Below are 26,336 nucleotides of genomic sequence, written 5' to 3'. Positions count from 1 at the left end.
GCAAAACAGGGCACAAAAAGGCGCTGCCGCCCTGGGGGCCGCGCCTCAGAGGCCCGCCAGGGCCGTGTCGATGATCCGGTACAGGGCCGCCCGCTCGAACGTCCTGGTCATGACCCGCAGCCCCGCGAGGGTGGTCTGCAGCAGCAGGGCCTGCGCCCCGGCGTCGACGCTCCGGTCGACGTCGCCGTCCCGCTGCCCCCGCTCGATCCGGGCGGCGAGCAGCCCGATCATGCGCTCCTCGATGCGGTGCACCGCGCGGGCGGCCTCCTCGTCCCGCCCGCCGAGCTCCTCCACCGTGTTCTGGGCCAGGCACCCGCGACGCACCGGCCCGTCCAGGTCCACGTCCACGAGCAGCACGAAGTACGCGCGGATGCGCTCCCTGGCGGTACCCGGCCGGGAGAGTACCTCCTCCGCCATCCCCGACCCGACCCGGCCGTAGAGGTCCAACGCCCTGGCGAACAGCTCACGCTTGGAACCGAAGGAGTGGTACAGGCTGCCCTTGGCCACTCCGGTCGCCTCGGCGAGGTCGGCAGGGGAGGTGGCCGAGTACCCCTTGGTCCAGAACGTCTCCATCGCCCGCGCGACGACCACGTCCGCGTCAAAACTCTTCGGCCTGCCCATATCGCCACCGTAACGAGTATTTGACCCCAAGGTCAACAATCGCGCGGGGCACCGCGCGACGAGGCCCGCGCGCGCCGGCCCTGTCACCGCCGTTCCTGCCGACCTCCCGCTACACCCACGGGGCCGACCGCGAGGCCCTCCACGGCAGGCCGATCGTTTCCAGGACGTCATGGCCGGGTGCACCCGTTCGGGCCGGGCCCCGCTCGCCGGGACGGTCGCGTTCGTCGAGGGTGGGCACTGCACCAGGGCACATGTCGGACGCCAGTCATCGAGAGAAGGCGATTGCCATGAAGTTCGCAGTCATCGGCGGAACCGGGCTGATCGGGTCACGGGTCGTGGAGAACCTGAACGCCGCCGGACACCAGGCCGTACCGCACTCCCTGTCCACGGGGGTGGACGTCATCACGGGTCAGGGACTGGAGGCGGCCGTGGCGGGCGCCGACGTCGTCGTCAACCTGACGAACTCCCCGACCTTCGACGACGCCTCGCCCGCCTTCTTCCGGACCTCGATGGACAACCTGCTCGCCGCGAGCCGCAAGGGCGGGGTCGGGCACGTCGTCATCCTCTCGATCGTCGGCGTGGACAAGGTGCCCGGCCTGGACTACTACCGGGCGAAGGTGCTCCAGGAGGAGGTCCTCAAGGCCGGACCGATCCCGTATTCCATCGTCCGCGCCACACAGTTCATGGAGTTCATGGACGCGACCCTGTCCATGACCGCCGACGGCGACACCATCCGCCTGCCGCGCACGCCCGTCCAGCCGATCGCCGCCGCGGACGTCGCGGGCGTGGTCGCCGAAGTCGCCGCGGGCAGCCCCGTGAACGGCGTCGTCAACATCGCCGGTCCCGACGTCTACCCCCTCGACGAACTCGGCCGACTCACCCTGACCGCCAAGGGCGACGGGCGCCGCGTCGTCACCGATGACACCGCCGGCCTGTTCGCCGCCGCCGACGGCGACGTCCTCACCGCCCCGGCCGACGCCCGCATCGCCCCGACCCACTACACCGACTGGCTCTCCTGAACCAGCCCCTCCGGCGCAGCCGCCACGCCCGAAACAGACAGGCCGGATCGTGCGGCGGGTCGGTGATCGGCTGAGTGGGCTTGTTTTCGGGTTGGGGGTTGTGTGTGGGGGCGTGTTCGGGGCGGGGGCTGGTTCTGCGGGGGTGTTGTCGACGGGGGTGTTGTCGGCGGGGTGGCAGGGTGGTGTGACCTGCGGGTTTTGGTGGTTGGTCGAGAACCTGCAGGTCGCGTGAGAAGTGGTGGGGATTTCCGCGGTCCGGATGAGCGCGGGAAGGCGGAGAGATGCGCTGTGGGCCGGTTCCCAGCGGCTCTCTGCGGGTCGGAACCGAGGACTGGTACCCGTGCGTCCCGTCTTCCCGGGGCGTCGTCGTCCGCTGCCGGGAGGGGTTTCGGATCGTGATGTGGGCCGTGGCCGGGGTGTCGTTCGCGCTGCTACCGCTCGTCCACTGGCTGTTGCGCGCCCGGCCGACGCCGCTGCGGGTACCCGTTGCCGCCGCGCTGCTGCTCTGGCTGGTGCTGATGCTCGCGGTGGCTCTCGACATGCTGCAGCTGCAGAGCGAGGCCGAGTTGTACCTGCTGTACACACCGCTCGCCGAACTGGCCGTCCTGGCCGGCCTGTGGCTGGAGCGACGGATCGCAGGCCCGCGTACGGAGCGCCCGGGCGGTTGGTCCCGGGCCGTGGGCGTCGCCTTCCACGGCCAGCTGGCCCTCGTCCTCCCCGCGACCCCGTTGCTGGCGCTCGTGTTCTTCCACGAGGCGGACCTCCCGTCCGCGAAGGCCGTGCCGCAGCCACCGCCCGGCTACACCACGATCGGCACCGGCCAGGACTGCGGCAGCGGCCATAGCGCCACCTGCTGGCGCACGCTCTACCTGACGGCCCCGCCCGACGTGCCGACGGCGCAGGCTGTTGACCGGCTCCGGCCCCGGCAGAGGTGCGAGGCGAACGGCTGGCTGATCGACCGCCGTGAACTCTGCACCGAGGTGAGCACCGACGGCGCCACAATCGTCTACCGCGTCCACCTCGGCAGCTTCCTCTAGCCGCGACCGCTTACCGCCTCCTGAACCGACGTCGAAGTGTTGCCCGTTCTCGTGAACAGAGCTACGCGCCCGGCCTCGGCCGTGCCTGCGGCCTTCCCCTCCCCCGAAAGGTGGCCATGCCCCACACCTCCGCCACGTCCGCCCGCCCGGCGTGCGCCGCCCTGCGGCGCCTGCCCCGCCTGCGCCGCCTGACCCGGACGGCGATGGTGACCGCCGTCGCCACCCTCGCCCTGGCCGTGGCCCCGTTGGCCGTATCGCACGCCGCCCTGGCCGAGGGGACGGACAACCGCGACGCCTTCCGGAACCTCGGTTCGGCCGACCAGCAGGACTGGATGGGCAAGGTGGGGGCGACCACGCCGCTGACGGCGATGTCCATTCCCGGCACCCACGAGACGCTGGCCGTGCACGGGGGTTCCAGCGCCCAGACGCAGCAGGACTTCGGCGACAGCGCGGCGACGCTGTCCGCACAGTTGGACCGTGGGATCCGCGCGGTCGATATCCGGGTCCGCATCATCAACGACAAGTTCGTGATCCACCACGGCCCCTTCTACCAGAACGCCAACTTCGACGACGTCCTGACCAAGGCGAAGGCCTTCCTCTCGGCCCACAAGGGCGAGACCCTCCTGATGCGCCTGCGGGCCGAGTGCGACGGCTCCACCTTCAGCTGCACGGACGACCACCCGACGGCGAGCCACACGGCGCTCTTCGACGCCTACGCGAAGCAGTACGCGGGGCTGTTCTACAACAACGGCAAGCGCAGCGACCCGCCGACGCTGGGCCAGGCCCGCGGCAAGATCGTGCTGTCCGTCTTCAACGCCGACAACGGAGGCTCCTACGGCCTCAACGGCTTCTCGGACCACACCGAGGACACCTGGAACGCCACCGACGCCCCGGCCAAGTGGAGCCTGGTCAGCAAGAACCTCGCCGCGGCCGGCTCGGCCCCCGCCAACCAGACCTTCGTGACCTACACCTCCGCGTCCCGGGCACCGTTCAACCTCGTCCCCTCCGAGTACGCGGGGGGCTACAGCGTCCTGCGCGGCAAGGACCTGGTCTGGGTCGACGGTGTCAACGTGCGGCTGATGAACTACCTCAACAACGACACCGCCAACCGCCGGCTGGGCATCGTCATGATGGACTACCCCGGCTGGGCGCTGGTGCACAACATCATCGCCCGCAACGCCTACTACGACGCCCGGGGCACCAGCCCGGCGATCTGGCTGGTCAAGCCTGACAAGACCTACGTGGACAGCAAGTACGGCCGGTGCATGACCCGCGGGCCCCAGTTCGACAGCTCCGGGCAGGGCGGGGTGGTGCAGCAGCGGGCCTGCCAGAGCAACCCGCCCAGCAGCCAGCAGTGGCAGGCCGCCTATCCGTCCACCTTCGACAGCCTGGGCTACTACTGGATCAAGGCCGCCAACGGCCAGTGCCTGACCGTCCCGTGGAACAACGGGACTCCGCCGTCGGCCGGGATGGAACTGTTCTGGTGGCCCTGTGAGACCCGCTGGATCTCCGACAACCAGATGTGGAACATCATGCCCACCAATCTCGCCAACCAGTCGGCCCTCCGGTTCATCAACAAGTGGACGAACCTGTGCCTGATGGTGGATCCGGCGACCGCCTCTCAGTCGGGCGGCAAGGTCGTCCTGGGCAACTGCCCGGCCTGACCGCACCACCCAGCCACCCAGCCACCTGGCCCGACGCTGCACCGCGTCGGGCCGGGCCCGGCCGTTCGAGCCGTACACGGACACGGTTACCCACCTTTCGAGCGAGGGCCGGCAATGAACCGGAAGTCGAGCCCGGCGTTGGACGACACGGCTGCACGTCGTCGGCGAACCGCCCGTGGGGCCGGCCGGGGTGGGCGTCTCGCGCAAGAAGTCCGACCACCTCGACGCGATGGTGCCGGCGAACATCCTGCGCACCGACGCCGACGCCCACCGGCAGCTGCCGGCCGACAGCGAACTCGCCCAGACCGTCGCCGTCCTTGCCCCGCGCGGCGGGCGGGTGCCGCCGGACCTGGTCGAGCGAACACCTCACCCCGGCCGGAGTCGTCGTCCGGACGACCTGGCACGAACCCGCCTGCCCGACCTGGTCCCGCCGGTGACCACCAGCGCGGCCACCGAGCCGGCAGGGCCGTCTTCCCCCCCCGGGGTCGTTGCGCCCCGGGCGCGGGAGCCCCGCCGCCTCCGATCCCCGAATTCCCCCCGGCGGCGGCCCGTCACTTCCCCGCCCGAAGCGGCCCGCCGCCAGGCTGTTCTGCTGCGCCCGGCTGCGCCCTGCTGCGCCCGGTCCGTCGTCTCGGCCGGCCCGGCCGTGCCCGGTGGGCTGTGGGGTGCACGGGTCGGCCGGGACGGGGCTGTTACCTGGTGTGCCAGCTGAATTCGAGGATGGTGTCGTTGTAGTCGGTGTCGTCGCCGTTCTCGGCGACGACGACCAGCAGGTGGTAGTTGCCGATGTCGTACGGGCCGCCGAAGTTCAGCTTGCTCGGCTTGAATACGCCGTCGGCGTCGGCGTATTCGAAGACGGCGGTGAGCAGGGAGTTCTGGCCCGGGGTGATCGCCTTGTCCCCGATGATGGTGTTCTGCTCGCCGGTGCCGGTGAACTCCAGGTCCACCTCGCCGGTCCTGTCCTTCAGCGCCACCTTCTGCGTGAGCCGTGAATTGGTCTTCACCTTGACCTGGACTGTCACACCGGCGGGCAGGTGGGTCTCTGCCTTGTTGCCGGTGACGAACACGTACGCCTGGTCGTCCATGACGGGTTCCTTCGTCTCGGTCGGGCCCCGAGTGCGGGCATCGTGCCTCGGAGTCCCGGAGGGGGGATGGCTGAGCTGACCGGCGCAGGCCACTACGTGACGCCACGCCGGGACGATCATGTCGAGCACGAAGCGCCCCCAGGCTGAAGACGGCGCCGAGAGCCACGAACGAGTGACCCGGCCCAGGGAGCCGGCTGTCCGGACGTCCTGGTCACCCGCACCGTCTTGTTGCTCTGCCCCGTCGCCCTGCCCGGTCCCGGCGGCTGGCCGCTGTGCCTGGAGGGCTGGCTGCGCGGGGATCGGGCGGCTTCGCGGTGCGGTGGCGTGCCGGCTCTGCGGGGAGGACGGCTGCACCGGCCCCGCCGTCAGGGCGACGGCCGTGCTGTCGCGGGGGCGCTGTCGCGTTGCCCTGTCGCGGGGGCGTGGTCGCGGGGGCGTGGTCGCGTGGTGTGACGTGGGCACAAGGCCCGTTCCCCCGTGCCGCGGTCCCGACCGCCGGCCGACCGGTTGGTTGCCGTCGGGGCTGTGGACCGTACCGCGCTCCCGGCCCGGCGGTGGTCGTCTCCTAGTGTGACGGGAATGGTGCTACGTGCTGAACTCCGATACAGGCGGGACCGGATCGACAGGCCCGACTATCTCAACTCCCTTGAGGAGGTCGACACTCTGATCGACGAACTCCTCGCGGGCCCGGCGAACGAGAACCTGGCCCAGATCATCCATCTGGACCGGGAAACGATCAGGCTGAACATCCCCGGCGGTCGTGGGACAGAAATTCCGGATCATGAGTTCCAGGTCGGAGTGGACAAGGAACTCCAGGTAGGAGTTCTGCTCTTCATAGACCGTAGCGGGAACTTCGTGACGGCGGGCCCTGCGAATTCGAGGAACGCCCCCGAGTACTACCTCGCCGGACACTGGAGCCAATTCCCGGACCAGGTGGAGATCTCCATCGACCTCGTCCGGGAGGCCGTGAAGGAATTTCTGGCGTCGGGAGGGAAGCGCCCGGCCTGTGTTTCCTGGAAGAACCAGTACCCTGACGATTAGTACTCCAGCTGTAGATCTTGATCTTCATGGGTGTTGGGCTGCTTGTCGTTGGTAGTGGCCGGTGCGGGCGCGTGCTTGGTGCCGACGCCGCCATTCCGACCAACGGAGCCAGTGGGCGAAGTCGCGGACAGGCTGGGCGAAGAAGGCTGCGAACAGGCGTCGAATCTCGTTGCAGGTCAGCGGGCTGAGTTCGGCGGTCGCGATAATCGTGGCCCGTTCGATGACGGCGGTGACGGCGAGGAAGGCGTGCGCGAGCATGGCCAGGGTGGTCCAGCGGTGCCAGGAGATCCAGCGGCGGACCTGGTGCTCGTCGAGTCCGGCCAAGCCCTTGGTGGCCTGGAAGGTCTCCTCGACGGTCCAGCGACGCCCGGCCACCTTGACCAGCATGGTGAGCGGGATCGGCCGGGGCGAGTAGCAGCGGTAGAAGGCGAGTTCACCGGTGCGCCGGTTGCGTCGGACGAGCAACCACCGGTGGCCGGGGCGCCCGGGCGGGCTGTCGATCTCGACCTGGGCCCAGTCGTAGAAGCGGTGGCCCTTGGCCCCGGCTCCCGCAGACAGCCGCTGCCAGGCACGTCTCGGCAGGCCGTGGGCCAGCACGCCGGCGCGGAAGGCACCCGCACGGGTGGCGATCGGCCGCTTGCGTGAGACGGCGAGGACGTAGCCGATCTGACGGCTTTCCAGCTCGGCGCTCAGGTGCGGGTCGCCGCCGTAGACCTCGTCACCGGTGACCCATGCGGCCGAGACGCCGCTGTCCAGGGCCTGGGCAATCATCTCGGTAGCCAGGGCGGGCTTGGTGGCGAACTTCAGGCCGTCGGGTATGCCGGCCGCTCGGCACCGGTCGGGGTCCTGGGCCCAGGAGCGGGGAACGTAGAGGCGGCGGTCGATGGCGGCATGCCCGGCCGGTGCTGAGTAGACCAGGTAGACAGCCACTTGGGAGTTCTCGATCCGTCCCGCGGTGCCCGTGTATTGGCGCTGTACCCCGACGCTCGCGGTGCCCTTCTTCAGGTCCCCGGTCTCGTCGACGACCAGCACAGCGTCCTCGTGGCGGAGGTGGTCGACCACGAAGTCCCGTATGTCGTCACGGACCTGGTCGGCATCCCAGGATGCTCGGCTGAGCAGATGCTGCATGCCGGCCGGACTCGCGTCACCAGCGTGCTCGGCGATCGTCCAGCAGTTCTTCCTCGGCAGGTCCGCAAGAAGCCCCAGTACGAACGCCCGCGCCCGGCGACGAGGCTCCACTCGCGTGAACCGGCCCGCGACCTTGGCCATCAGGTCCTCGAATACCGACTGCCAGCGGGCGGGGTCTACGCTGTGGCCCACGGCCACCGGCTGATCTTCGTTTGTCGACACAACTCACGATGATCAACGGTGGCCGTCTGCGTCTCTAGGCGACCCAGCAGTACAGGCGTCCACCCCGGCGGCCGATGCTTCGTGCCAGCCCGGCCAGATCGCCGAGGATCCTGCCCGCGACCTCCTGGTCGAAGACCTCGCCCTCCGCAGCCCGCTCCTGGGCCCACAGCTCGCTGACCTCGACAAGCCTCGGCGCGTCGGCAGCAGCGAGCGCGTCCTGCAGGATTTTGGAAGCGGCCAGGACCATGGGGCCCTCTCCGTCGCCCGGGTCGGCGACGACCGCCGGTTCATCGGCTTCAACGAGCTCTTCAAAGCTTCGACCGGTGAGGATGCTCTCCCACTCGATCATCGCCTCTTCAACATCGAAGTTGCCGAACACCAGCGACTCGAAGGCCTCGTCGGGCCCGTGATCCACGACCGCCGCCGCAGCCTCGTCGTCCGGCGCCACGAAGAACTTGATGATGATGCTCACCGGGGCATGCTGCCCGCTCAGCCGCCCTTCGTCCACCCCCGCAAGCCACCCGCCACCCGCCCTCACCGCGGCCCTGCACGCGACCGCGCACACGACCACCACCGGCCTGCCCCCGCACACCCTGCCCGCTCCTCAGCCGAGCGCGCCGCTGACGCCCGTCCCACGCGCCTCCAGCCTCGGCTGGCTGACCGTCCCGGCTCTGACCCGCCTCGCCCTGTCGGACATCCCCGAACCCCTCTGCACCGCCTGCACTCCTGCACCGCCCAGCACCAGGGGACGCCCCCTGCTCGACGGCCTCGTCAACGAAGCCGTCGAGCGCATCCGCCGTCTCGCCCACCCCCAACATGCCGCAGCACTCGCCACCGAGCCCGACCGCGGTGATTCGGCGTCGACGTGCAACCTTTGCGGCGGTGCGGGGGTGAGTAGGGCGGAGCGACGGTTCGGTGGGGCCGTCGCGCGGACCGCGGAGAGGAACGGGATGACCACGAGTGCAATACCCGTACCGGTGGAGGGCCGGTCCCGGCCGACTGCCGGAGCGGACTCGGGGCCGGGGGCCGAACCGGCGGCCGGCGGCGGACCCGGCGTGCGGGAGCTCGGCTTCGAGGGGTTCGCCGCCACGCGCTGGCGGCGGCTGGTGCGCACCGCCTACCTGCTGACGGGCGACCACCACGAGGCCGAGGACGTGGTGCAGGCGACCCTGGCGAAGGTGTTCCGGGGCTGGTCCCGGATCAGCCGGCTGGAAGAGCCGGACGCCTACGTCCACCGCGCCCTGGTGAACAACAACCTGAGCCGTCACCGGCGGCGCCGGGTCAGGCAGCTGCTCGTGCCCGTCCTTCCCGAGCGGGCGAACACCGAGGGCATCGGCCACCGCGACGTCGAGGAGCGCTCGGTGCTGCTCCAGGCGCTGGCGGAACTGCCGCCGCGCCAGCGGGCCGTCGTCGTCCTGCGCTACTGGGAGGACATGAGTGAGCACCAGGTCGCCGGGGTGCTCGGCTGCTCGGCGGGCAACGTGAAGAGCCAGGCCAGTCGGGGCCTGGCGAAACTGCGCGGCCACCCGGCGTTGGCCCCGTACGCGGTGGGGACCGGTTCGACGATCGAGGGCACGGACGGAGGCGACAGGTGATGGGCATCGAGGACATGGTGCGGGGTGCGCTGCGGGAGGAGGTGGACCGGCTCGCAGTGGGGGACTGGTCCGCCGGGGCCGTGCAGGTCCATGTGCGACGGCAGCGGCGGGGCCGCCGCCTGGCGCTGGGGGTGTCCGCCGTGGCGGCCGCGCTCGCGGTGGTGGCCGGTACGGGGGCGGTCCTGTCCGTGCAGGACGGGGCCCGCACCGTGGCGCCGGCCTCGCAGCCCCTGCCGGCACCGGTGGGTCCGGCGCCCGAGGCTGTGGTCGTGGAGCCAGGCCGGCAGCTGTCGCTGGGCCGCGAGGACTGGTGGATGCAGCTGAGGGACCAGGAGATCTGCATCCACGACCCCGTCGCGTACAAGGACAGTCAAGGGTGCGGCGGGTACTCCTGGGCGTCGGGCGAGACCCAGATCACCATGCAGTACCTCGGGTCGTCCCCGCAGTACCGGGAGGGTCTGTACAACCTCGTTTACCAGGGGCCCGGGCGGGTGGCCGCGATGGCCATCGAGCTGGACGGCCAGGCGCACTGGGCCACCGTCGCCTCGCTTTCCGGCGACCCGGGTTTCGCCAGCGGCGTCTTCTGGGGGCCCGCGCTCAAGGGGTCCAGCGGCGGGGGCGGCTACCCGCCGGGGGGCATCCGGCTCGCCGCGTACGACGCACAGGGGAGGGTGCTGGCGAGCAGGACGCTGTCGTCCTGAACCGCCGTCGGCCGCGACGGGTCCTGGTCAGCACCACGCCGTCGCACCCGTACCGGGGCGGCGTCGACGACCGGCCTCGTCGTTGCCCCGGGCGGGCGCGGCGGGCCCAAATGGAGCGGTGCCGCGCCCCCCACACGGCGGCCTGCGCCGGTGCCGCCGGCGAACCGCCGTGCTCCGCCGCCCAGTCCAGGCCGGCCTGCGCCGGGCTCGGCTCAGGAGAGCCACGGGTGTGGCGGATGAGGTTCCCCGGCTGTCGTCGCCGGGAACATTCACGCGATTTGCCGAGCTGGCCCGAGGCTTCCGGCCGCACTCGGCTGCGGCGCCCGGCGACGGCGCGACCCGGCGCCGGCCCAGAACAGCGACGGCCGTCTGGAGGTCTTCGTCCATGGCACGGGCAACGTGGTCCAGCACATCTTCCAGACCGACCCCGACCACAAGTGGTCGCCGTGGGGGACGATAGGGATCGCCACGGTGGGTGACCCGGCGCCGGCCCCGAATGCCGACGGCCACCTGGAGGACTTCAGCCGCGACGGCTCCGGCAACGTCCAGCACGCGTACCAGCGCCCGCTGATCAACGGGTGGAAGATCGGCCCTTCACTCAACGGCAACAACGTCGCGAGCGACCTGGGGGTGGTCCAGAACGATGACGGCCGGCTGGAGATCTTCGCCCGGTACTCCGACAACACGCTCTGGCACCTGTGGCAGACCGCCCCCAACAACGGGTGGACCCGTAACCGGGAGTCCCTCGGCGGCAGCCTGGCCGGTGATCCGGCCGTAGCCCGGGGCACCGCCGGCCGGCTGGAGGTCTTCTCCCGCGGCAGCGACAACACGGTGCAGCGGGCCGTGCAGCGGCAGATCGGGAAGGGCTGGGAGAAGTGGGCGCCGCTCGGCGGTGCGATCGGCGCCACGCCGGCCGGTGACCCGGCCGTCTCCCAGGACGCGGACAACCGGCTGCACGTCTTCGTCCCCTGTACCGACGGGACCGTCCGGCACATCTGGCAGCTCTCCGGCGGAGGATGGTCGGACTGGGCCTCGCTCGGGGCGCCCTGAGCGGACCGGCCCCGGGCGCCGGGCGTGTGCGTCCCGGTCCTGCTCGGTGCCCGTCCCGCCGCTCGTCCCGGCGCCGGCGCGCCGCCTGCGGGCTGCCGTCCCGGCCGCCCGCACGGCGAACGCCGCGCTCGCCCGTGCTGGACGTGGCGGGCTGCAGGGCGGCGTGTCCGCCGGCGTCGGCCAGTGCCCGCGCCGGAGCAGTGGGCCGTTCAGGCAGGTCGGCTGGGCGCCGCCGGAGGGGGTGCCAGTTTGGGTGTTGCTCCGGCCTCACCGAGACATGTAGCCGGGGCGATTCACGCCGGTCTTGAGTACCTCGAGCTCGTGGCAGATTTCCATCCCGATGTAACGCTCCTGTCGTGCATCGCCAAGAGGAGATGAAGGGGACGGAGAGACAAGGGAGTCGATGTGGGGGAACCGGCGGACAGCGGCCTGGTGGCGCGGATCGGTGATGATCCGGAAGCGTTCGAGGCCTTTTACCGCGATCACGTGCAAGCGGTGCTGCGATACGCGACCCGGCGGACCCGGGACCCGCACGCCGCGGCCGACCTGGTCGCCGAGGTGTTCCTGGCAGCGATCTCCGCCGCCGACGGGTACCGGCCGGAGCTGGGCAGCCCGATCGCCTGGCTGCACGGTATCGCCCGCAACGTGGCCGCGTCCCAGGAACGGCGCGCGGCGCGGATCTGGGCGGCCGAAGGCCGAATAGCCGGTCACCGGCTGCTCGACGGCGACGACATCGCGCGGCTGGAGGAGCGCATCGACGCCGAGCGCGCCTCGCGGCGATTGCTGGAACGCGTCGCCATGCTGCCGACCGGGCCGCGGGAAGTGCTGGAACTGGTGGCGGTGGACGGCCTGAGCGTTACCGAGGCCGCCAAGGCACTTCGTATCAGTACCGTCGCCGCCCGGGTCCGGCTGCACCGGGCTCGCAAGGCCCTGCAGCAGCCTGATCCCAATCCCGAATCTGCTCTGTCCTTCTCGTCCCTGTTGGAGGCCTGAATGAACGCCGAACGCTTTGAGGAGCGGTTGATGCACGAGCTCAAGAACCACGTCCAGCAGCGGGCCCAGAGCCCGCACCCCGAGTCTCCCGTTGCCACCCGGCCACGCAAGAGGCTGGGCGTGCGCCTGGCCCTTCCCGCAGGGCTGGCGGCCGCTGTAGCCGGGGTCACGATGGTAGTGCTGCCGGCCCAGACCGCCGCCGCCTACACCTTGGAACACGCCGACGGCGACCTGGTGAAACTCACCATCGTCAACCCCGCCGGCAAGGTCAACCTCGATCAGCTCCACAAGGACCTGGATCGTCTCGGCGTCCCCAACGTCATCCTGCTTGGCGACCCCCACTGCTCCACCCCGCCTGGTCCGAGCACCGCTCCCGGCCAGGCACCGTTCAGCACGGCGACGCCGTCCAGTCCGACTGAGTTGCGCGCGTCGAAGCTGGCATCGCAGGGCTGGGACATCGGCGAGGAGAACGGCAAGACCGTCTTGTATGTGCGCCCGGACAAGATCCCCGCACACAGCCAGCTCATGGTCGGCTTCCCCCTGGCCAAGACCGACCCCACACACCGCTACGGCGTCATCGAATCCGCCCTGATCACCGGTCACACCCCCACCTGCCTGCCAGCTGCGTGGCCGTGGCCGCACGATCCGTCCCGCGGATAGCAGCGGCGTCAAGGGTGTTCCCGGGCCGCCGAACCGGGAACACCTCCTCTTTGCTCGCGTGGTCGCGGTTCACCACAGTTCGGCTTCCTTGTGCGCGTCCCACAGACCGAGGCCGGTGTAGGGCGGTGCGGGGGAGTGGCGGTCCAGGCCGGCGCCGTCGTTCCAGCCGTCGTCGTCGGGGTCTTCCACGTCCTGCTCCTGGCCGGCCCGGTTCTCTTGGCGGTCATCGCTCCAGGGGTTCTCGCCGCCGGTGCCGACGCCGCCGTCCTCGACCGGCAGCTCGGGGGAGGGGAGGAGGTCGAGCGGGCCGCAGGCCTCGCCGCGGGTGCGGGCGTCGGGAGCGGCCGTGCCGTTCGTGGGAAAAATGCCGAGCGTGCCGCTCGGGCGAATGATCATAATGACCGTGTCCGTCCCGGCCTGTTCCGGAGGCCGTTGTCCGACGGGAAGCGGGAGATCAGGAGACACCCCTTTGACGCGGTTCGTCGTCCGTTTGGCGCCGGTGATGCTGGCGATGACCGGTCTCATGGCGGGCTGTTCGTCCGCACCGGTCCCGGGGGCTGCGTCTCCGGCCGGTCCTGACCGTGGTGCCGTTGCGTCTGCGTCGTCTCCACCGGCTCCGGCGTTCCCGCCGGCCTCGTCGGCCGCGCCGTGGCGGCCGCTCGCCCCCCTGTCCCGGGAGCAGCTGGACGCCGCGCTCCTGCAGGTTGCCGACCTGCCGTCGGGCAGCACGACCGAGCCCGCCAAGGTCGCGCCCGGCACACCGGCCGACCTGGCCCACCAGATCCAGCAGTACCCGGCGTGCGGGCCGGTGCTCACCGCGGTTTCCGAGCAACTGCCGGACTCCGCCCGTCGCTGGTACGTCACCGGCAACAACGTGCTCGGCAACCGGACCCTGGCGGACCTCGGGAGCGTTCCCGACGGGCGGTCCCGGGAACGTTTCGACGCGCTTGAGCGCGCCGTGTACGGCGGTGGCTGCACCGGCTTCCGGACGGACAGCGGGCCGCAGCTGCGGGTCGAGGCGGTTCCCGCCGAGGGGCTGGAGGTTCCGGCCGTGGGCTTCCGTATCGTCGCACCGACCGGCGCGGTGGCGTCCCAGGGCGGGTTCACGCGTGTCTATCTCTACGCGGCCGTCGGCGACAACCGTGTCCTTCTCCTCACCGGCGACGACACCGCTCGCACACCTGCCCTGCGCAGTGACCTGGTGACCGCCCAGGTCCACCGCCTCGCGACCGCGTCCGGCTGATCCGGAGCGACGCGGCCCGACCACGACGGTGCCTGGGCAGTCGCCCGATCACCCTGCCCTTCCCGCTGGATGCGCTGATCGACGACCTCGTGCTCACCTGCAAGGCCCCCGGAAGCACCGTCCTCACCGAGGAGTCCGCCTGGCTGTTCCCGGGCCGATGGCACGGACGCCCGCTGACCGAAGGCGCACTGTCCCGGCGCTTGCGCGCACTGGGGCTCGACCCGCGGCAAAGCCGGACCACCGCCCTGTTCGCGCTCGCTGCCGAGCTCCCAGCAGCGATCTTGGCCAAGACCCTGGGCATCCACATCAAGGGCGCGGTCCAGTGGCAGAAGATCGCCGCCGGTGACTGGGCCGCCTACGCCGCCGACGTCAGCGACCGCACTCGAAAGGCTCCAGCCCCGTGACCTTCCAGGATCACCTTCGAACCCTTGCCACCCGAGCGCTCAGCTCGATCCCGGCTGCCCAAGCGGAGGACGTCTACGTCATCTCCTTCTTCATCGACAACGAGAGGGACGACCCGCGACAGCCCACTCTGACCATCGGATACAACACCGAAGCCCAGTTCCAAAGCACCATCGCGGACGCCTCCGACGAGGCGGAAGCCCGCTGGAACTATGCCTTCTGGCTCCAGAACGAGCTCACCGTCATCGGCGACCTGACCCAAGACCCCGACGGAGCCACAGCACGCCACCGGTGGATCAGCGAACTCGGACTTTGGTACGACGACCAGCCCACCCGCCCGGAAGACTGGATGACAACCGTGGGGCCGATCGCCGCGCTGATCGAGGCCAACTTCAACCAGGCATGCGTCCAGCTCGCTCGCGACCTCCACAACGATGGCGTCATCGAGAGTGTGATCGGCAGGCCAGTCCCCGTGATCCTCCACGAGCTGGAGTACTACGAGGGGATCGCCCGCCGGACCGAGGGCGGCGAACCCGCCCGGACTCGCCGACGACTTCACGGCGTGGGTCCGCACTGGCTGAGGCATTCAGGCAGTTCCAATACCCGACTCCACCATCAGAAGGCGCCCGGACCGGAGCCCCGCAGGCTGTCCAAGTCGCAGATCGGTGGCATCTCTGGCACAACGTCAGCGAGGCCGCCGAGCGATGTGTCACCCGCCACCGCGCCTGCCTGCGGACCGTCGTTCCCGAGCCGGACCAGCAGCCCGAGCAAGCGACTTCCAACGTCGACCAGCCACTCAAGGCGCACTGGCCAACCGGCCACCCTTCGCCGACCGGACCCGAACCACGCACGCCACCGTCCACGCCTACCTGGCCGCCGGCCACAGCCGACGCGCCATCGCCCGCCAGCTCGGCATGACCTACCGGACCGTCAAGCGATACGCCGACGCCACGACCCCGGAAGAGCTGTTCCAGGGCCAGTGGCAAGGCCGGCCCAGCAAGCTCGACGAGTTCAAGCCCTACATGGACCAGCGATGGTCCGCCGGCTGCACCAACGCCTGGACACTTTGGGAGGAGATCACCACGCGCGGCTTCCGAGGCAGTTACCAGACCGTGCAGGCCTACATCTGCCCCAAGCGGACCTCGGCCCAGCCCGGCACCGCAGATACGCCCGCAGCTACCACCGCAGGCACCCCGCACCCTCCGGCCACCGCCGGGCGTTTTCGCAGCTCAGGCCCGGTTTCCGGCGTGCCGGAAAATCCGACAACCCCCTCTGTCTGTCCCTCTGCCCTGGTTGCTGGTTGCTGGTTGCTGGTGGTGTGGTGGTGCGGTTTGGGTGACGGTCCCGGACGGCAGGGGCTTCACCCGGCCGGGGGCTGTTGATCTGGTGGGCGTCCGGCGGTGCCGGCCGCTCCGCCCGGCGAGCAGACCGGTCGCACCCGGACTTGTTGAACGGCCGTGAGCAACCCGTCGTCCGCCCGGCGCGCCCTCGGCCGCGCCGCCCCGGTCCACCTGCGACGCCGTGACCGGAGCTACGGGCGCCCTCCTCCCTCGGCAACCGGGCGGGCGACCACCTGCGTCCAATCATCCGGACCAGGGAACAGGAGGTGAGGACCATCGTGAACGACGATAAAGGCCAGGATCGAGCTGTCATCGGCACCGGATGCCTCGGTGTGCTGCTGGCACTGCTCGCAGCCGGGAGCTCCGTTGCCATCATCAGCCGCCGATGGGCAAGTTGTACCGGAGGCGTTCACGCCACGGGCGATGCAATAACGCTTCAGTTCCTGCTGTTCGGCTCCCCCTTTCTCCTGCTGGCCGTAGGAGCAACGTTCGCGATCTGGATGTACCGTTCCACCCGATACCAGCCTCCGATGAAACGCTTCGGGCTGATGACGCTCGCCATGCTGACCGGGATCGTGGCGGTGAGCACGCTCCTCGTGCTCGCCAACGGAAGCAACCCGCACGCCGGTGTGCCGTGCCAGACCACCTGACCACCAATTCGGCACGCCGGCAGTAGCCACAGCCTTAAGACAACGGCATTGCCGCCAGCAACCGCCCTGGGCGCCCCCGGCAGCCGGTCCCGGACCCCCACCAGGCCGCCCAGGCGCCCCACAGGCCGCTCAGCGGCCCCCGAGCAAGCCGCCGACGCCATCGCCGCGCTACGCCGCATCCGCCCTGGCAGGGGAGTACCGGGCGAGCGAGCGCGGCGAACCGATCCGTACCGCCGCCGTCCTCCTGCAAGAGGCCGCCGCCGAATTGCAGAGCGCCGACCGCTTCCGCGGCACCCTGCTGCCCGTCGTCTGCCGCCACCTGCGCTGCGCCGTCGCCCTGCTGGTGCGGGCCCCCAGTGAGCTTGAGACATCGGTCCCAGCAGGCGGGCGGCGTGCCCGCACCAGAGCGGCCCGGTAACCGTCCCGTCCTGCGGCAAGTCCGCCCGGCCAGGCCGGGTCAGCGCTGTGCCCTTGCCCGGATGCGGTGCCGACAGAGTGCCGTTCCGACATGCGAGTGGCTCCCGGGCAGGCAATGAGGAAGCCCGGGAGCCGGGCCGATCTTCTCACCCCCGGGTCCGCGCGGGTAGGGCACCAGGGGCGCCTGGAGCGCTTGGGGTGGGTGTTCGCGCGTCCCGTCCGGGTCGCGGCACCTGCTGACCAGGGACAGTACGCAGCACGGCTGCGGGCCGGGCTATCGGCCGACAAGGCTGGCGAGCTTGGCCGCGGCGGAATTCGCCCGTGCGAGGTCGCCACCGAAGGCCCCGCCGCTCAGCATGGTCCAGCCGGGGCGCAGGTCCTGCGCGACCAGTTCGGAGACTCTGTTGTGGTCCTCGATATGCTCGCTGCCCAACATGCCAGGGGCGAGGAACGTCGGGGCGGTATTGACCCGAGGCTTCCCGGAGAGATCCAGGTCGACGAGGAGCATCAGGTACTCGAGCCGGTCGAAGGCCACGCCGAAGGCGCGGTCGCTGTGCGCGCTGGCCTCGGCCAGCACGTCTCGTAGATCGGCCCGCAGACGCGAGCTCTGCCACGAGCGGTTGGCCACATCACCGCTCGGTACCGGCAGCGCCGAACCGTCCCGCAGGACATCGAACGTGCGGACCGCCATCCCCACCGGACGGGCGGCCCCGTTCCAGGGGTCCTGCCAGGTCACCTCGATCAGCAACCGCGCCAGGACGTCCTCGCGCCCGTTGAGCACCGCCGCGCAGCCGGCGGCGTGCAGCGCCAGCAGCGCCGGGTAGTGCTGCGCCCTGTCCACTAAGCTGTCGCCGACGCGGTCGCGGGCGTCGACCAGACGTTGCAGCGCCCGGACCCACACGTGGCCATGCTTGCCCTGCCGGTCGTGGAACACCCCGATGGCAAGCAGATGGAGCAGCGTCTCCGCCTCCGCCCGATACCCGTCCAGCTGCTCCAGGTACGCCTTGCCGAGGGTTGTGTCGGGTGGGTGCCGGTCGGGGTCGTGCATCCGGTCGATGACCTGGTCCACGTGCCGGTCGATGAGGTCGTGCAGGTCGATGCGCCGGACGGGGTCGGGCAGGCACTGCTTGAGTCGGTTGACCGCCATGTCGCGGGTCGGCGGGAGATCGGCCATACGCTGGAGCGCCGCCACATTGGCCGCCAGCTCGGTGAACAGGCCGTTCGCCGAGACATCGGTGATGGATGCTGCGCTGGCACCGCCGTTGCCGCTCCGCCCTGGTGCCGACTGATCAGCCATGGTCGAATGTCCGCGTCGATCGGCTGAGGGGGATCCATGCGCCGCCGGGCGTTTGTCGGTATGTGTGTCGGGGTGGTCGGGGCGCTGGCCACCGGACTGGTGTGGTCGGTGCGATCGGCGGAGGCGGAGGTGGAGACGGAGGCGGAGGCCGCCGAGACAGCCGAACGGAAGGTCCAGACAGGCCTCGAACCGCCAAAGCTGCGCAGGAGTCTGGAGAAGCTCGGCCCGGTGGCGACCGCGCATTGGGTGGAGGAGTCGACCGGAACAGGGTCCCGAGCTCCCGGGCCCTCGGACTTCTTCCTCCAGGCGTTCCTGACGCTTGCACCCGGAGGCGTGGCCCGACTGCTCGACGGACACCAGACGACCGCGGTATCGCTGCCGCCCGTGCGAACGGCGGCCGAGGCGATGAACCACTGGGACGAAATCCCGGCCGCACTGGCGGCGTACGCCCCGAGCGGCGCCTCCTGGGTCGGGTCCGAGGTGCTCACCTCGAACCTGGTGCGGGCCGGCGACGCGACGCTCTGCTTCGACCGGGCCTCCGATACGGTCTACCTGAAGACCATCAACCTGCACGTACCCGACGTGTCCTGAGCGGGAAACGGCAACGGCCCCACACCTTGGCTCCAAGCTTCCGCTCTCCACCCCGGCATCCGCGACCGCCTGGCCACCTCCGGCTCTTCCGAGCACCGAATTCCCAGCTGCACCACCACCACACGCTGAGACCAGCCTCTGGCGGCACCCACGGGAAGCCCTGGACCGATCTGCACGCCACTTGATCAAGCAGCTTGCCCTCGTCGAAGTCACTCTCCGCGACTAACCCTGCGGCGTTCCGCCAACCACCACTGACCAAAGTCGCCAACCACCGTGCCTGCCCGCTGGCTGTTCCGCGTGCTGCCCGCCCCCGGGCAATGGTGGTGTGGGGGGTGGGCAGTCCGGTCAGCCTACGGGCTGCTTCGCCGGGTGCTTTCGTCACCGGCTGCTGGTGACGGAACCTCGCTCCGCCTGCCCGCCTGCCCGCCTGCTCTTGGCTGCTCCGGGTCCGGTGCTGTGCCGGCCGTCCGGCTGCGCCGTCCGCCCCCCCCGGGCCTCCGGCTGCCAGGCTGCCCGCTGCCGCCCCGCCGTCCGGCCCGGCCCGCCCTGCCACTACCTCCCGGCTCGGGGTGCGGGGAGATCGGACGGTGTCGGCCAGGACCCGGGGGGGGCGACGGGGCCGAGCGCCCGGCGGGCCCGGCCGGGCCGCAGTCCGGTGCCGCGCTTCACCGGTATGCCTCGGCTCCGTCCTCTCCACCGTCCCGGTCGCGCCTACTACGAACCCCGCTCGGCGGACCCGCACCGCTGGGACTGGGCCGGTGACACCCCCTGACACCGCCTGTACCAACCCGGTCGGGCACCGCGGTGCCCGACCGCACACACTGGCTGGGGCCGGTCCGCGTCCGAATCCCGAGCGGGTGGCGGGCCGGTCTCACGGCGCATGGACGCGCGCGGTTAGGCCGTCGATCCCCGGAGGACCGGCATGGGGCTCGAACGGCGTCAGGGATTCGCCACCCGGCGATCCGCGGGTTGAAGCTGCTGGGCTGAGTGAGGATGTTCAGACCAGCACGGCGCCGACGACGCCCCCGGCGATGGCAACGCCGAGGAGTACATGGCCGGCTCCCTTCACCCAGTTTGGGTGCGCAATCCTGTTGCCGTAAGCCGCGACCAGCGTCACGGTGTACGCCTGTGCAGTCGCGACCAGCAGGACGCCGACTGCGATGGCCCCATGAATTCCGGCGAACCACTTGATCCATGCGGGAGGGTTGGCGCCAGCGGTCAGCAGCGCGGCCACCTCAAGGTGTTTGAGGGCCCGGGTCGCCTCCCTGACAAGTCGCGGCCGGGGCCTCACCCCTGGATAGCCGGAAGGGCTGGACCCGTGGGGTCCAGCCCTTCCGGCTATAGCAGCAAGCCACTGCAGGCCAGCAGGGCCCGGGCGAGTTGGCAGCTAAAGACCCGCCCGGTTCAGCAGCCACTCCATGTGCTCGCCCGGAAGGAACGGTGAGGCGCCGGCGGCTTCTGCGACGCGCTCCGAGGAGTCGGCGAGGAGTCGGAGCAGGGATTGGAGCGGGAGGTTGCGGTGGGGCGCGACCGCGCGGCGGACGCGGTCTTCGGGGTCGGCGGCCAGCTTCTCGGCAAGTTCCGGGGGCAGCTCCGGATCGCGGGGTGCGAAGGAGCGAAGCCGGGGCTCAGGGTCGGTGGCGAAGCGGCGCAAGGCCGTCGGCGGGAACGTCAGGACCTCCTCCTTGTCCCACCAGAACGTGAACTTGTCCCGCCGGGGCCGGTATCGGCGCTCGATGCTTTCGGCGGTCGCGAGATCGACCAGGTGCGGGGCGGTGTGCGCCATGGTGAGGCGGACCATCTCCTCTTCGTCGGCGAGCAGTCGGGCCACCGCGTTGGCGGGAAGGGCCTTGCTGGCGGCCGCGGAGACTCGGAAGCTGACGTAGGGCGAGTCGATGTGCGGCAGCGGATCGGCCGTCACCCAGGGCAGCCGCAGGATCCGCAGTTCCGTGGGCGCGAACTCGTTCTGGAACCACTGCAGGACCGTTTCGTCGTCCGCGGCAGGGTCCGGATCAGCCGTCGCGCGCGACAGCTCGTGGACCGAGGCGTGGATCTGCGCCCGCACGTGCTCGGGCGCGTCCGGCCGGGCGAAGACCTTCACACGGACGCTCAAGGCTGGATCGACCGCAAGGGCCTCGCGAGCCGACGGAGGAAGATCAGGATGCCGGGCGAGCTCAGCGCGAACCTCGCTGTCCGGATCTGCGGCGAGCCGCTGGATGGTGTCCGCATCGAGAACGGCGTGAATGACCGCGCCCGCCCGAGTCACCGGGTCCGCCAACAGCACCGGCAGTAGGTCCGAGGGCGGTGTCGGATGCGGCCGATGCGCGTAGTAGGTCGAACAGGCCGCAGCCCGGACCTTGGCCTCGGGATCGGTCAGCAGGATCCGGCGGACCGCCTCCGGTGCTTGTGGCCAGTGCTTCGCCAGCGCGGCGCGGATCGCGGGGTCTGAGTCGGCGGCAAGGTGGGCCCGGAGGTCGGGCGGTGTGTGGTGGCCCTGAGCCAGGTACTCACGGACCCGTGGATCGGGGTCGTTGATGAGCTGTTCCAGCATCTCCCTCGGTGCGGTCGCGGCGTGGATAACGAGCGCGGCCCGCACCGCCCCGTCCCGATGGGCGGCCAGTCGAATGCGGAACTGGTCCGGCAGCCGGTCGTTGAGCGCCAGGCTGTGCAGGAGCCAATGGTCGTCGATCGCGAGGATCTCGGCGATCATGTCCTCGGTAAGATCCGGCCGCTTCGCCACCTTCCCCATGCCCCGCCGCCATGCGAATAGTCGCCGGACCATAGGAGCTGGCAGGGCGGGATTCATCGCCAACCCGTCCATCACCTTGACGAGGTGAACCGGAGTCAGAGCGTCAGCATCCATGCGGCCAGCATGCCAGGCGGACTTCTATACGACGCCGCCGGGCGACAACCACGACGGCCGCTTCGAGAGGTGTGCCGGCCACCGCGGTAAGCGCCAGGGCATCGCCACGGGCACGGAAACGCGTGGGTGCGCACGGTGGAGGCGCTGCTGCGGTTCTCGCTCGATGCCGCGCACGCGGACGACCGGGCCCGCCACACGGCCGCTCTGGCCGCCGCGGTCGGTGAACTTGCTGACGACACTGTCCTCGAGCGCCTGGCCGCCCTTACCGCCACCCGTCTGCCCGACCACGAGGCCGCCGCCCTGATGGCCGGTCTCGCGGCTACCGCCCGCCACCTGCGCACCGCGCCCGCGACCGACGCGGACCCCGTGAAGGTGAGGGCCGTCGGCAAGCTGCTGCGCACGATCCGGGTGGTCACTGCCCTGCTGCTGGACCACGAGGCCCGCAACTACAGCCCGTACCTCGTCGAGATCGTCTTCGACGACCTCGACGAGGTACGCCTGGACGACCCCGCCGCCGGGCTCGGCCCGTACCTGGCCCGCACCGTGTTGGACATCGCCGCCGCTGACGCCGCCGCCCGGGTGGCACTGGCCGAACGCACCGAGTTCACCGCCCGCCTGACGGGACCCAATGCGGCCTCCGTCGCGGCCGGTGCACGCCTGGCTGACCGGCTCCTCGCCGCCCACCGGGACCACACGGCCCCCGCTGCTGCCGGGGACGTGGCCGCGGCGGGCGAGTACGCGTCCTGGTGGCAGCAGATGGTCGACCTCGCCGCCCGCCTGCCCCGTACCGCTCCCGCGCCGGAGGCCGCCCGCGCACTGGAGACGGCGGTGCGCACCTGCCCGCCCGAGCACAGGGACACCCTGCACGCCGCCCCTGGCCGCTGCCCCGGTCTGCCGGGCCCCCGAGCCGTCAGCCCCGCCGGGCGCCGGGACGGCGGGGCCGGGTGATCCGCGGCCCCCGTCCCCCCACCCCGCTGCTGCAGCGCCGGGTCGCCCGGCCTCTGGCCGACCCGGGACAGCCCCGGGCCCAGCCGGCCCGGTCCGCCGCCGCGCACCACCCGGCCCCGCCGTCCCGCCGTCCCGCCGCCCGCCGCCGTCCCGCCGTTGCCGGGCCCCCTTCCGCCCGCCGGCCGCCGCCCGCTGCTTCGCCCGCGGCTCCGCTCGTTGCTCTGCCCTGTGCCGGACCGTCACCGCCCCACCGCTGCCGGCCCCACCGCTGCCGGCCGCGCCAGCTGCTGCGCCGGCTGCCGTCGATCGCTTCGTCCGCCGGCCCGCCACCTGCTGCCCGGGGCCGCCACCCCGCCGTCGGCCCGCCGGCTGCCGCCCGGGCCCTGCGCCTGCCGTTCCGGGCCGCCGTCCGCCCCGCCACCCCGGCCGCCGCCGTTCGGTCGGGCCCGGCCGCCCTTCTCCGTCCGGCTGCGCCGGGTCGCCGCCCGGTGCCGGGCCGGTGCCCGGTGCTGGGCAGCTGCCGGGCGGCCGCCAGGAGCTCGTGTCCCGCGACTGTTCGTCCCCGGGCCGCGCCTTGCTCGCCGTCGGCCGCTAGGAGCTCCCGTCCCGCGGCCGTTCGTCCCCGGGCCGCCGCCCGGCCCCGCCGCCGGCCACCACCTGCCGCTGCTCCGCCGCGCGCCGGCCGTCCCGCGCGCCAGCTGCGCCGGTCCCGGGCCCGTAGTCGTGGTCGGAGACGCCCGCTCCAGCCCGCTGTTGCCTGAGGGTCGTCCCGGGACAACCCCCGGGCGTTCGGCCCCGGACACCGAAGGACAACACCCCCGGCCACCGCCCGGCCACCTGCCGCTGAACCGCCGCCCACCGCGCCCCCCACGCCGCCCGGCCCCACGCCGCCCGGCCCCACGCCGGCCGCGCGTCGGCTGCGGCGCCCACACACCGCACCGGCCCCGGGCTGCCGGGTCCTGCTGCCGGTTCCCGGGGAGTGGGGACAACGCGGGCTCGACCCCGGCACCGCGGCGGGACAACGTCTGTCCCACCGCCCCGGGCCGCCAGCCGTCCGCCGGCGTTCGGCCCCGGGCCCTACCGTGTCGTGCCGCAGGCCTGCGGTGTCGAGCGCACCCGTCCGGTGCCGGGCCGCTGCCGGGCGGCCACCCCGGGCTCCCGTCCTGTAACCGCAGTCCGTCCCCGCCCGCCCCCCACGCTGCCCGGCCCCGCGCCGGCCCCACGCCGGCGGGCCAGGAGCCCGCCCCGCCGCTGCGCCGAGCCGCCGGCCGCCGCCGAGCGCCGCCCGCCCGGGCCGTCGTTCTCACCGTTTCCGGCGCCCACACACCGCACCGGCCCCGGGCTGCCGGGTCCTGCTGCCGGTTCCCGGGGGCGGGGACAACGCGGGCTCGACCCCGGCACCGCTGTGGGACAACATCTGACCCGCCGCCCCGGGCCCGCCCTCCCGTCCCCCCGCCCCGCTGGCCGCTGTCTGGCCCCGCTCCGGTCGCGCGCCGGCTGCGCCGGGCCGAGCCGGCCGTCCCGCCGCCGTCCCCCCGCCCCGCGCCGGCTGCGCCACGCCTCCGTCCGCCAGCCGCTGCCAGGCCCCGTCCGGTGCCATCGGCCGCTGCTCCCCTTGTCCCGTCCGCCGCCAGGACCCGCTCCCGGTCCCCGGAACGCACCCGCCCACCAGGCCGTCCCCGCGGTACACCCCTCCCGTCCGCCGCCGCGCACCACCCGGCCCCGGCCCCGCTGGTCCGCCGCCGTCCCGGCCACCGCCCCCACTGTGGTGCTGGTTGGCGGCCACGGCGAGTGCTGACCATAAGTCACCGTGAGCCGTGACGAGCTAGCTGTGGCTCAGCACGCTAACCGTCGGGTCGGCACCGGATCTGTCGTCCACCTACAGCCCCAGCTGAAGCGCGATGTCTCCCTCGGCCCCCTCTAGGCTGCCCAGGTGCGCTACCTAGTCGAGCCCTTCGCCGTCGGTGCCCTGACCCGCGGTCGATCAGTCGAACAGTTCCTCGGCCCCGCCGGTGATGCTCATGCTCCTGGCGTCCGCTGGGTCGAGGTTGTCCCGACCGGCTCTCAGTTCAAGGTCGTTCTCCACACGTCGGCGGACGTCGGGTCCGAGAACTTCTGCGACCTCGTCGAGTTCCCGCCGCTGGACCCCGAGAGCGAGGACGACGAGTTCGGCATGGAGATCGCCATGGCAACAGGGGCACATGACGCCCTCACTCTCGCGGAGCACCGGACTGGAGCCGCCCGTGGCCGCTGGGTCAGTCAGGGGATGGCCCAGGACGAGTACCGCGACTTCGTGCTTGCCGGCCGGCCACGACAAGCGTCGCCGAGGTGACGACTGCTTGTGCGCTGACCGATTGCCAGCCGTCAGACACCTCGCCGATTCAGCGACAGTCGTCGGGCTGACCCGACCCAGGAACCGCACGTTGTGACCGATCACGCCACCGGGGCCGCCTTGCAGCAGACCAAGGACCAGGACACCTCTTCATGACCTCGAACCCGGACGCCGTCCGCGCCCGCACCGCCGCCGTCTTCGACCTCGACACCAGGCTGCCCGCGCAGGTCTTCCGGGAACTCGCCGACGAGGCGGTGTTCTGCGAGTTCGATCTTCTGCTGACCCCGGACGCCTGGCCGGCACTCGCCGCGCTGGCCAGGCTGCACGGTGACCGGCAGGTCGACCTGCTCGTGGTCGAGGCGGACGGCACCACCGGACCCACGCTGTCGCTGTCCGTCGAGGCCACGCCGGACGACTACTGGGCGCAGGTCGGGTTCGACTCGGGCCGGGATGTCCTGGAGTCGATCACCATCGCGGCTCGGACCGTCGCACTGACCAGTCCCTCCGGCCGTTGGGGCTGTTGGGGCGAACGGGACCCGGAGCTCGCCGTTGTCCGGGGCTTTCCGGACGAGGCCGCGCGGCACGATTGGCGCGCCCGGTACGGACCGTGCGTCGACGCGGCCGACGTGTTGGCATCCTGGCTGCCCCCACCTTCGGCGGCCGGACCGTCCCAGCCACCTACGCCGCCGACCTGACCGCCAACTACGGTGCGCGGCAAAGGGCAACACCCGGCGCGATCGCTACTACACCACGCTCCGCGAGGCCCTGAGCGACCACGCCCGAACGCCCGCCGCCCCGCCGGGCCCGGCCCCACTCCGGCTGCGCTCCGGCTGCGCCGAGCCGGCCGTCCGCCGTCGAGCCGGCCGCGCTCCGTCCGCCGCCGGGCCGCCGTTCGCCGGCCGCTGCCCGTACCGCCGGGGTCAGCCGCTGCCGTTCGGGCCCGGCCCCACCGTGCCGTGCCGCAGGCCTGCCGTGCCGAGCGCACCCCCCGGCGCCGGGCCGCCGCCCGGTGCCGGGCGGCCACCAGCAGCCCCGGTCCCTGTGGCCGCTGTCCGTCCCCGGCCGCTCGCCGCTCCCCGCTGTCTGGCTGCCGGCCGTTCGTCCGCCGTGTCCTGTGGGACATCGGCCCACCGCTCCCGGGCTGGCTGCTGCACCGCCGCCCGCCGGCCACCGTGTCCGGCCGCGCCGGCCGCCACCAAGCCCGCCCCGCAGCGTCGCCCCGCCCGCTACGCCCCGCCCCGCCAGCGGGCCGCCGCCTCGCCCGCGGGGCTCTCCCGGCGGCCGGCGGGCCAGGAGCCCGCGCCCCGCGCCGTGGTGCCCCCCCCCCCCCCAACCGCCCGCCCCCCCCCCCCCCGCCCCCCCCCCCCCCCCCGCCCCCCCCCCCCCCCCCCCCCCCCCCCCCCCCCCCCCCCCCCCCCCCCCCCCCCCCCCCCCCCC

The 26,336-nt window shown here is 72.0% G+C and carries 25 protein-coding genes and 1 pseudogene; 18 read left to right on the top strand and 8 right to left on the bottom strand.

Annotated elements, in window-relative coordinates; genetic code table 11:
* Positions 1–45: 45 nt before the first annotated feature.
* Positions 46–621 carry a TetR/AcrR family transcriptional regulator gene (locus tag ACFC1F_RS19660; RefSeq protein WP_376159868.1) on the bottom strand — a complete coding sequence of 192 codons (576 nt, stop codon included), beginning with the start codon at positions 619–621 and terminating at the stop codon, positions 46–48.
* 287 nt (positions 622–908) lie between these two features.
* Here ACFC1F_RS19660 and ACFC1F_RS19655 point away from each other — a divergent pair, with 287 nt between their 5' ends.
* The 4 genes and pseudogenes from ACFC1F_RS19655 to ACFC1F_RS19640 all read left to right on the top strand — a co-directional run.
* A complete protein-coding gene (locus ACFC1F_RS19655; RefSeq protein ID WP_376159866.1) occupies positions 909–1,640 on the top strand; it encodes an SDR family oxidoreductase in 732 nt (243 codons plus the stop codon).
* A gap of 395 nt (positions 1,641–2,035) precedes the next feature.
* A complete protein-coding gene (locus ACFC1F_RS19650; protein WP_376159864.1) occupies positions 2,036–2,677 on the top strand; it encodes a hypothetical protein in 642 nt (213 codons plus the stop codon).
* A gap of 116 nt (positions 2,678–2,793) precedes the next feature.
* Complete coding sequence (locus tag ACFC1F_RS19645) at positions 2,794–4,341, top strand: phosphatidylinositol-specific phospholipase C domain-containing protein (protein ID WP_376159862.1); 1,548 nt, start codon at positions 2,794–2,796, stop codon at positions 4,339–4,341.
* A gap of 193 nt (positions 4,342–4,534) precedes the next feature.
* Positions 4,535–4,663, top strand: a pseudogene (locus ACFC1F_RS19640) (IS110 family transposase); the annotation flags it as partial.
* Between the two features lie 370 nt (positions 4,664–5,033).
* Here the strand turns inward: ACFC1F_RS19640 and ACFC1F_RS19635 are convergent.
* The gene (locus tag ACFC1F_RS19635; protein WP_376159860.1) at positions 5,034–5,426 is read right to left on the bottom strand and encodes a fucose-binding lectin II; all 393 of its coding nucleotides are present in this window, start codon (positions 5,424–5,426) and stop codon (positions 5,034–5,036) included.
* A gap of 579 nt (positions 5,427–6,005) precedes the next feature.
* On the opposite strand from ACFC1F_RS19635, the gene ACFC1F_RS19630 reads away from it, so the two are divergent.
* Positions 6,006–6,467: an Imm1 family immunity protein gene (locus ACFC1F_RS19630; RefSeq protein WP_376159858.1), complete on the top strand. Its 462-nt coding sequence runs from the start codon at positions 6,006–6,008 to the stop codon at positions 6,465–6,467.
* Between the two features lie 24 nt (positions 6,468–6,491).
* Here ACFC1F_RS19630 and ACFC1F_RS19625 read toward each other — a convergent pair whose 3' ends face one another.
* On the bottom strand, positions 6,492–7,736 hold the full coding sequence (locus ACFC1F_RS19625; protein ID WP_376159922.1) for an IS701 family transposase: 1,245 nt from the start codon (positions 7,734–7,736) through the stop codon (positions 6,492–6,494).
* A gap of 115 nt (positions 7,737–7,851) precedes the next feature.
* Complete coding sequence (locus tag ACFC1F_RS19620) at positions 7,852–8,289, bottom strand: hypothetical protein (protein WP_376159857.1); 438 nt, start codon at positions 8,287–8,289, stop codon at positions 7,852–7,854.
* On the opposite strand from ACFC1F_RS19620, the gene ACFC1F_RS19615 reads away from it, so the two are divergent.
* The 5 genes from ACFC1F_RS19615 to ACFC1F_RS19595 all read left to right on the top strand — a co-directional run bounded on the left by ACFC1F_RS19615 (position 8,276) and on the right by ACFC1F_RS19595 (position 12,816).
* Complete coding sequence (locus ACFC1F_RS19615) at positions 8,276–9,412, top strand: SigE family RNA polymerase sigma factor (RefSeq protein WP_376159855.1); 1,137 nt, start codon at positions 8,276–8,278, stop codon at positions 9,410–9,412. The genes ACFC1F_RS19620 and ACFC1F_RS19615 overlap by 14 nt on opposite strands.
* Complete coding sequence (locus ACFC1F_RS19610; protein ID WP_376159853.1) at positions 9,412–10,113, top strand: hypothetical protein; 702 nt, start codon at positions 9,412–9,414, stop codon at positions 10,111–10,113. Before ACFC1F_RS19615 ends, ACFC1F_RS19610 begins: the two co-directional genes overlap by 1 nt.
* A 399-nt stretch (positions 10,114–10,512) precedes the next feature.
* Positions 10,513–11,163 carry a hypothetical protein gene (locus ACFC1F_RS19605; RefSeq protein WP_376159851.1) on the top strand — a complete coding sequence of 217 codons (651 nt, stop codon included), beginning with the start codon at positions 10,513–10,515 and terminating at the stop codon, positions 11,161–11,163.
* 405 nt (positions 11,164–11,568) lie between these two features.
* Positions 11,569–12,156 (top strand): RNA polymerase sigma factor, encoded by a 588-nt coding sequence (locus ACFC1F_RS19600; RefSeq protein ID WP_376159849.1) that lies wholly within the window; start codon positions 11,569–11,571, stop codon positions 12,154–12,156.
* Complete coding sequence (locus ACFC1F_RS19595; protein ID WP_376159847.1) at positions 12,157–12,816, top strand: hypothetical protein; 660 nt, start codon at positions 12,157–12,159, stop codon at positions 12,814–12,816.
* 69 nt (positions 12,817–12,885) lie between these two features.
* Here ACFC1F_RS19595 and ACFC1F_RS19590 read toward each other — a convergent pair whose 3' ends face one another.
* Complete coding sequence (locus tag ACFC1F_RS19590) at positions 12,886–13,212, bottom strand: hypothetical protein (RefSeq protein WP_376159845.1); 327 nt, start codon at positions 13,210–13,212, stop codon at positions 12,886–12,888.
* Between the two features lie 73 nt (positions 13,213–13,285).
* Between ACFC1F_RS19590 and ACFC1F_RS19585 the strand changes: the two genes are divergently transcribed.
* From ACFC1F_RS19585 to ACFC1F_RS19570, 4 genes are all read left to right on the top strand, one after another.
* The gene (locus tag ACFC1F_RS19585; protein WP_376159843.1) at positions 13,286–14,059 is read left to right on the top strand and encodes a hypothetical protein; all 774 of its coding nucleotides are present in this window, start codon (positions 13,286–13,288) and stop codon (positions 14,057–14,059) included.
* 89 nt (positions 14,060–14,148) lie between these two features.
* Entirely contained in the window at positions 14,149–14,463 is a 315-nt protein-coding gene (locus ACFC1F_RS19580) for a hypothetical protein (protein ID WP_376159841.1), read from the top strand.
* A gap of 912 nt (positions 14,464–15,375) precedes the next feature.
* Positions 15,376–15,843, top strand: a complete 468-nt coding sequence (locus tag ACFC1F_RS19575) for a hypothetical protein (protein ID WP_376159839.1) — start codon at positions 15,376–15,378, stop codon at positions 15,841–15,843.
* 224 nt (positions 15,844–16,067) lie between these two features.
* Positions 16,068–16,451: a hypothetical protein gene (locus ACFC1F_RS19570; RefSeq protein WP_376159837.1), complete on the top strand. Its 384-nt coding sequence runs from the start codon at positions 16,068–16,070 to the stop codon at positions 16,449–16,451.
* A gap of 691 nt (positions 16,452–17,142) precedes the next feature.
* Here ACFC1F_RS19570 and ACFC1F_RS19565 read toward each other — a convergent pair.
* The gene (locus ACFC1F_RS19565; protein WP_376159835.1) at positions 17,143–18,165 is read right to left on the bottom strand and encodes a hypothetical protein; all 1,023 of its coding nucleotides are present in this window, start codon (positions 18,163–18,165) and stop codon (positions 17,143–17,145) included.
* Positions 18,166–18,201: 36 nt separating this feature from the next.
* On the opposite strand from ACFC1F_RS19565, the gene ACFC1F_RS19560 reads away from it, so the two are divergent.
* Positions 18,202–18,756 (top strand): hypothetical protein, encoded by a 555-nt coding sequence (locus ACFC1F_RS19560; protein WP_376159833.1) that lies wholly within the window; start codon positions 18,202–18,204, stop codon positions 18,754–18,756.
* A gap of 997 nt (positions 18,757–19,753) precedes the next feature.
* Here ACFC1F_RS19560 and ACFC1F_RS19555 read toward each other — a convergent pair.
* Both ACFC1F_RS19555 and ACFC1F_RS19550 read right to left on the bottom strand, forming a co-directional pair.
* On the bottom strand, positions 19,754–19,990 hold the full coding sequence (locus ACFC1F_RS19555) for a hypothetical protein (RefSeq protein WP_376159831.1): 237 nt from the start codon (positions 19,988–19,990) through the stop codon (positions 19,754–19,756).
* Between the two features lie 153 nt (positions 19,991–20,143).
* Entirely contained in the window at positions 20,144–21,619 is a 1,476-nt protein-coding gene (locus ACFC1F_RS19550) for a hypothetical protein (RefSeq protein WP_376159829.1), read from the bottom strand.
* A 126-nt stretch (positions 21,620–21,745) separates the two neighbouring features.
* Between ACFC1F_RS19550 and ACFC1F_RS19545 the strand changes: the two genes are divergently transcribed.
* The 3 genes from ACFC1F_RS19545 to ACFC1F_RS19535 all read left to right on the top strand — a co-directional run bounded on the left by ACFC1F_RS19545 (position 21,746) and on the right by ACFC1F_RS19535 (position 25,594).
* Positions 21,746–22,567 (top strand): hypothetical protein, encoded by an 822-nt coding sequence (locus ACFC1F_RS19545; protein WP_376159827.1) that lies wholly within the window; start codon positions 21,746–21,748, stop codon positions 22,565–22,567.
* Positions 22,568–24,500: 1,933 nt separating this feature from the next.
* Entirely contained in the window at positions 24,501–24,899 is a 399-nt protein-coding gene (locus ACFC1F_RS19540) for a hypothetical protein (RefSeq protein ID WP_376159826.1), read from the top strand.
* 152 nt (positions 24,900–25,051) lie between these two features.
* A complete protein-coding gene (locus ACFC1F_RS19535) occupies positions 25,052–25,594 on the top strand; it encodes a hypothetical protein (RefSeq protein WP_376159824.1) in 543 nt (180 codons plus the stop codon).
* Positions 25,595–26,336: the final 742 nt, after the last annotated feature.

Origin of the sequence: Kitasatospora sp. NPDC056181 (genome assembly GCF_042266225.1) — a bacterium.
Lineage (GTDB): Bacteria > Actinomycetota > Actinomycetes > Streptomycetales > Streptomycetaceae > Kitasatospora.
Note: the sequence above shows the minus strand (reverse complement) of the source record. Positions and strands in the feature narration are given on the sequence as shown.

Excerpts from the sequence above, each read along its gene's own strand:
- ACFC1F_RS19660 (WP_376159868.1), bottom strand. The coding sequence starts at position 621 with ATGGGCAGGCCGAAGAGTTTTGACGCGGACGTGGTCGTCGCGCGGGCG.
- ACFC1F_RS19655 (WP_376159866.1), top strand. The coding sequence starts at position 909 with ATGAAGTTCGCAGTCATCGGCGGAACCGGGCTGATCGGGTCACGGGTC.
- ACFC1F_RS19645 (WP_376159862.1), top strand. The coding sequence starts at position 2,794 with ATGCCCCACACCTCCGCCACGTCCGCCCGCCCGGCGTGCGCCGCCCTG.
- ACFC1F_RS19635 (WP_376159860.1), bottom strand. The coding sequence starts at position 5,426 with ATGGACGACCAGGCGTACGTGTTCGTCACCGGCAACAAGGCAGAGACC.
- ACFC1F_RS19630 (WP_376159858.1), top strand. The coding sequence starts at position 6,006 with ATGGTGCTACGTGCTGAACTCCGATACAGGCGGGACCGGATCGACAGG.
- ACFC1F_RS19625 (WP_376159922.1), bottom strand. The coding sequence starts at position 7,736 with ATGGCCAAGGTCGCGGGCCGGTTCACGCGAGTGGAGCCTCGTCGCCGG.
- ACFC1F_RS19615 (WP_376159855.1), top strand. The coding sequence starts at position 8,276 with ATGATGATGCTCACCGGGGCATGCTGCCCGCTCAGCCGCCCTTCGTCC.
- ACFC1F_RS19610 (WP_376159853.1), top strand. The coding sequence starts at position 9,412 with ATGGGCATCGAGGACATGGTGCGGGGTGCGCTGCGGGAGGAGGTGGAC.
- ACFC1F_RS19595 (WP_376159847.1), top strand. The coding sequence starts at position 12,157 with ATGAACGCCGAACGCTTTGAGGAGCGGTTGATGCACGAGCTCAAGAAC.
- ACFC1F_RS19590 (WP_376159845.1), bottom strand. The coding sequence starts at position 13,212 with ATGATCATTCGCCCGAGCGGCACGCTCGGCATTTTTCCCACGAACGGC.
- ACFC1F_RS19575 (WP_376159839.1), top strand. The coding sequence starts at position 15,376 with ATGACCTACCGGACCGTCAAGCGATACGCCGACGCCACGACCCCGGAA.
- ACFC1F_RS19565 (WP_376159835.1), bottom strand. The coding sequence starts at position 18,165 with ATGGCTGATCAGTCGGCACCAGGGCGGAGCGGCAACGGCGGTGCCAGC.
- ACFC1F_RS19560 (WP_376159833.1), top strand. The coding sequence starts at position 18,202 with ATGCGCCGCCGGGCGTTTGTCGGTATGTGTGTCGGGGTGGTCGGGGCG.
- ACFC1F_RS19550 (WP_376159829.1), bottom strand. The coding sequence starts at position 21,619 with ATGGATGCTGACGCTCTGACTCCGGTTCACCTCGTCAAGGTGATGGAC.
- ACFC1F_RS19535 (WP_376159824.1), top strand. The coding sequence starts at position 25,052 with ATGACCTCGAACCCGGACGCCGTCCGCGCCCGCACCGCCGCCGTCTTC.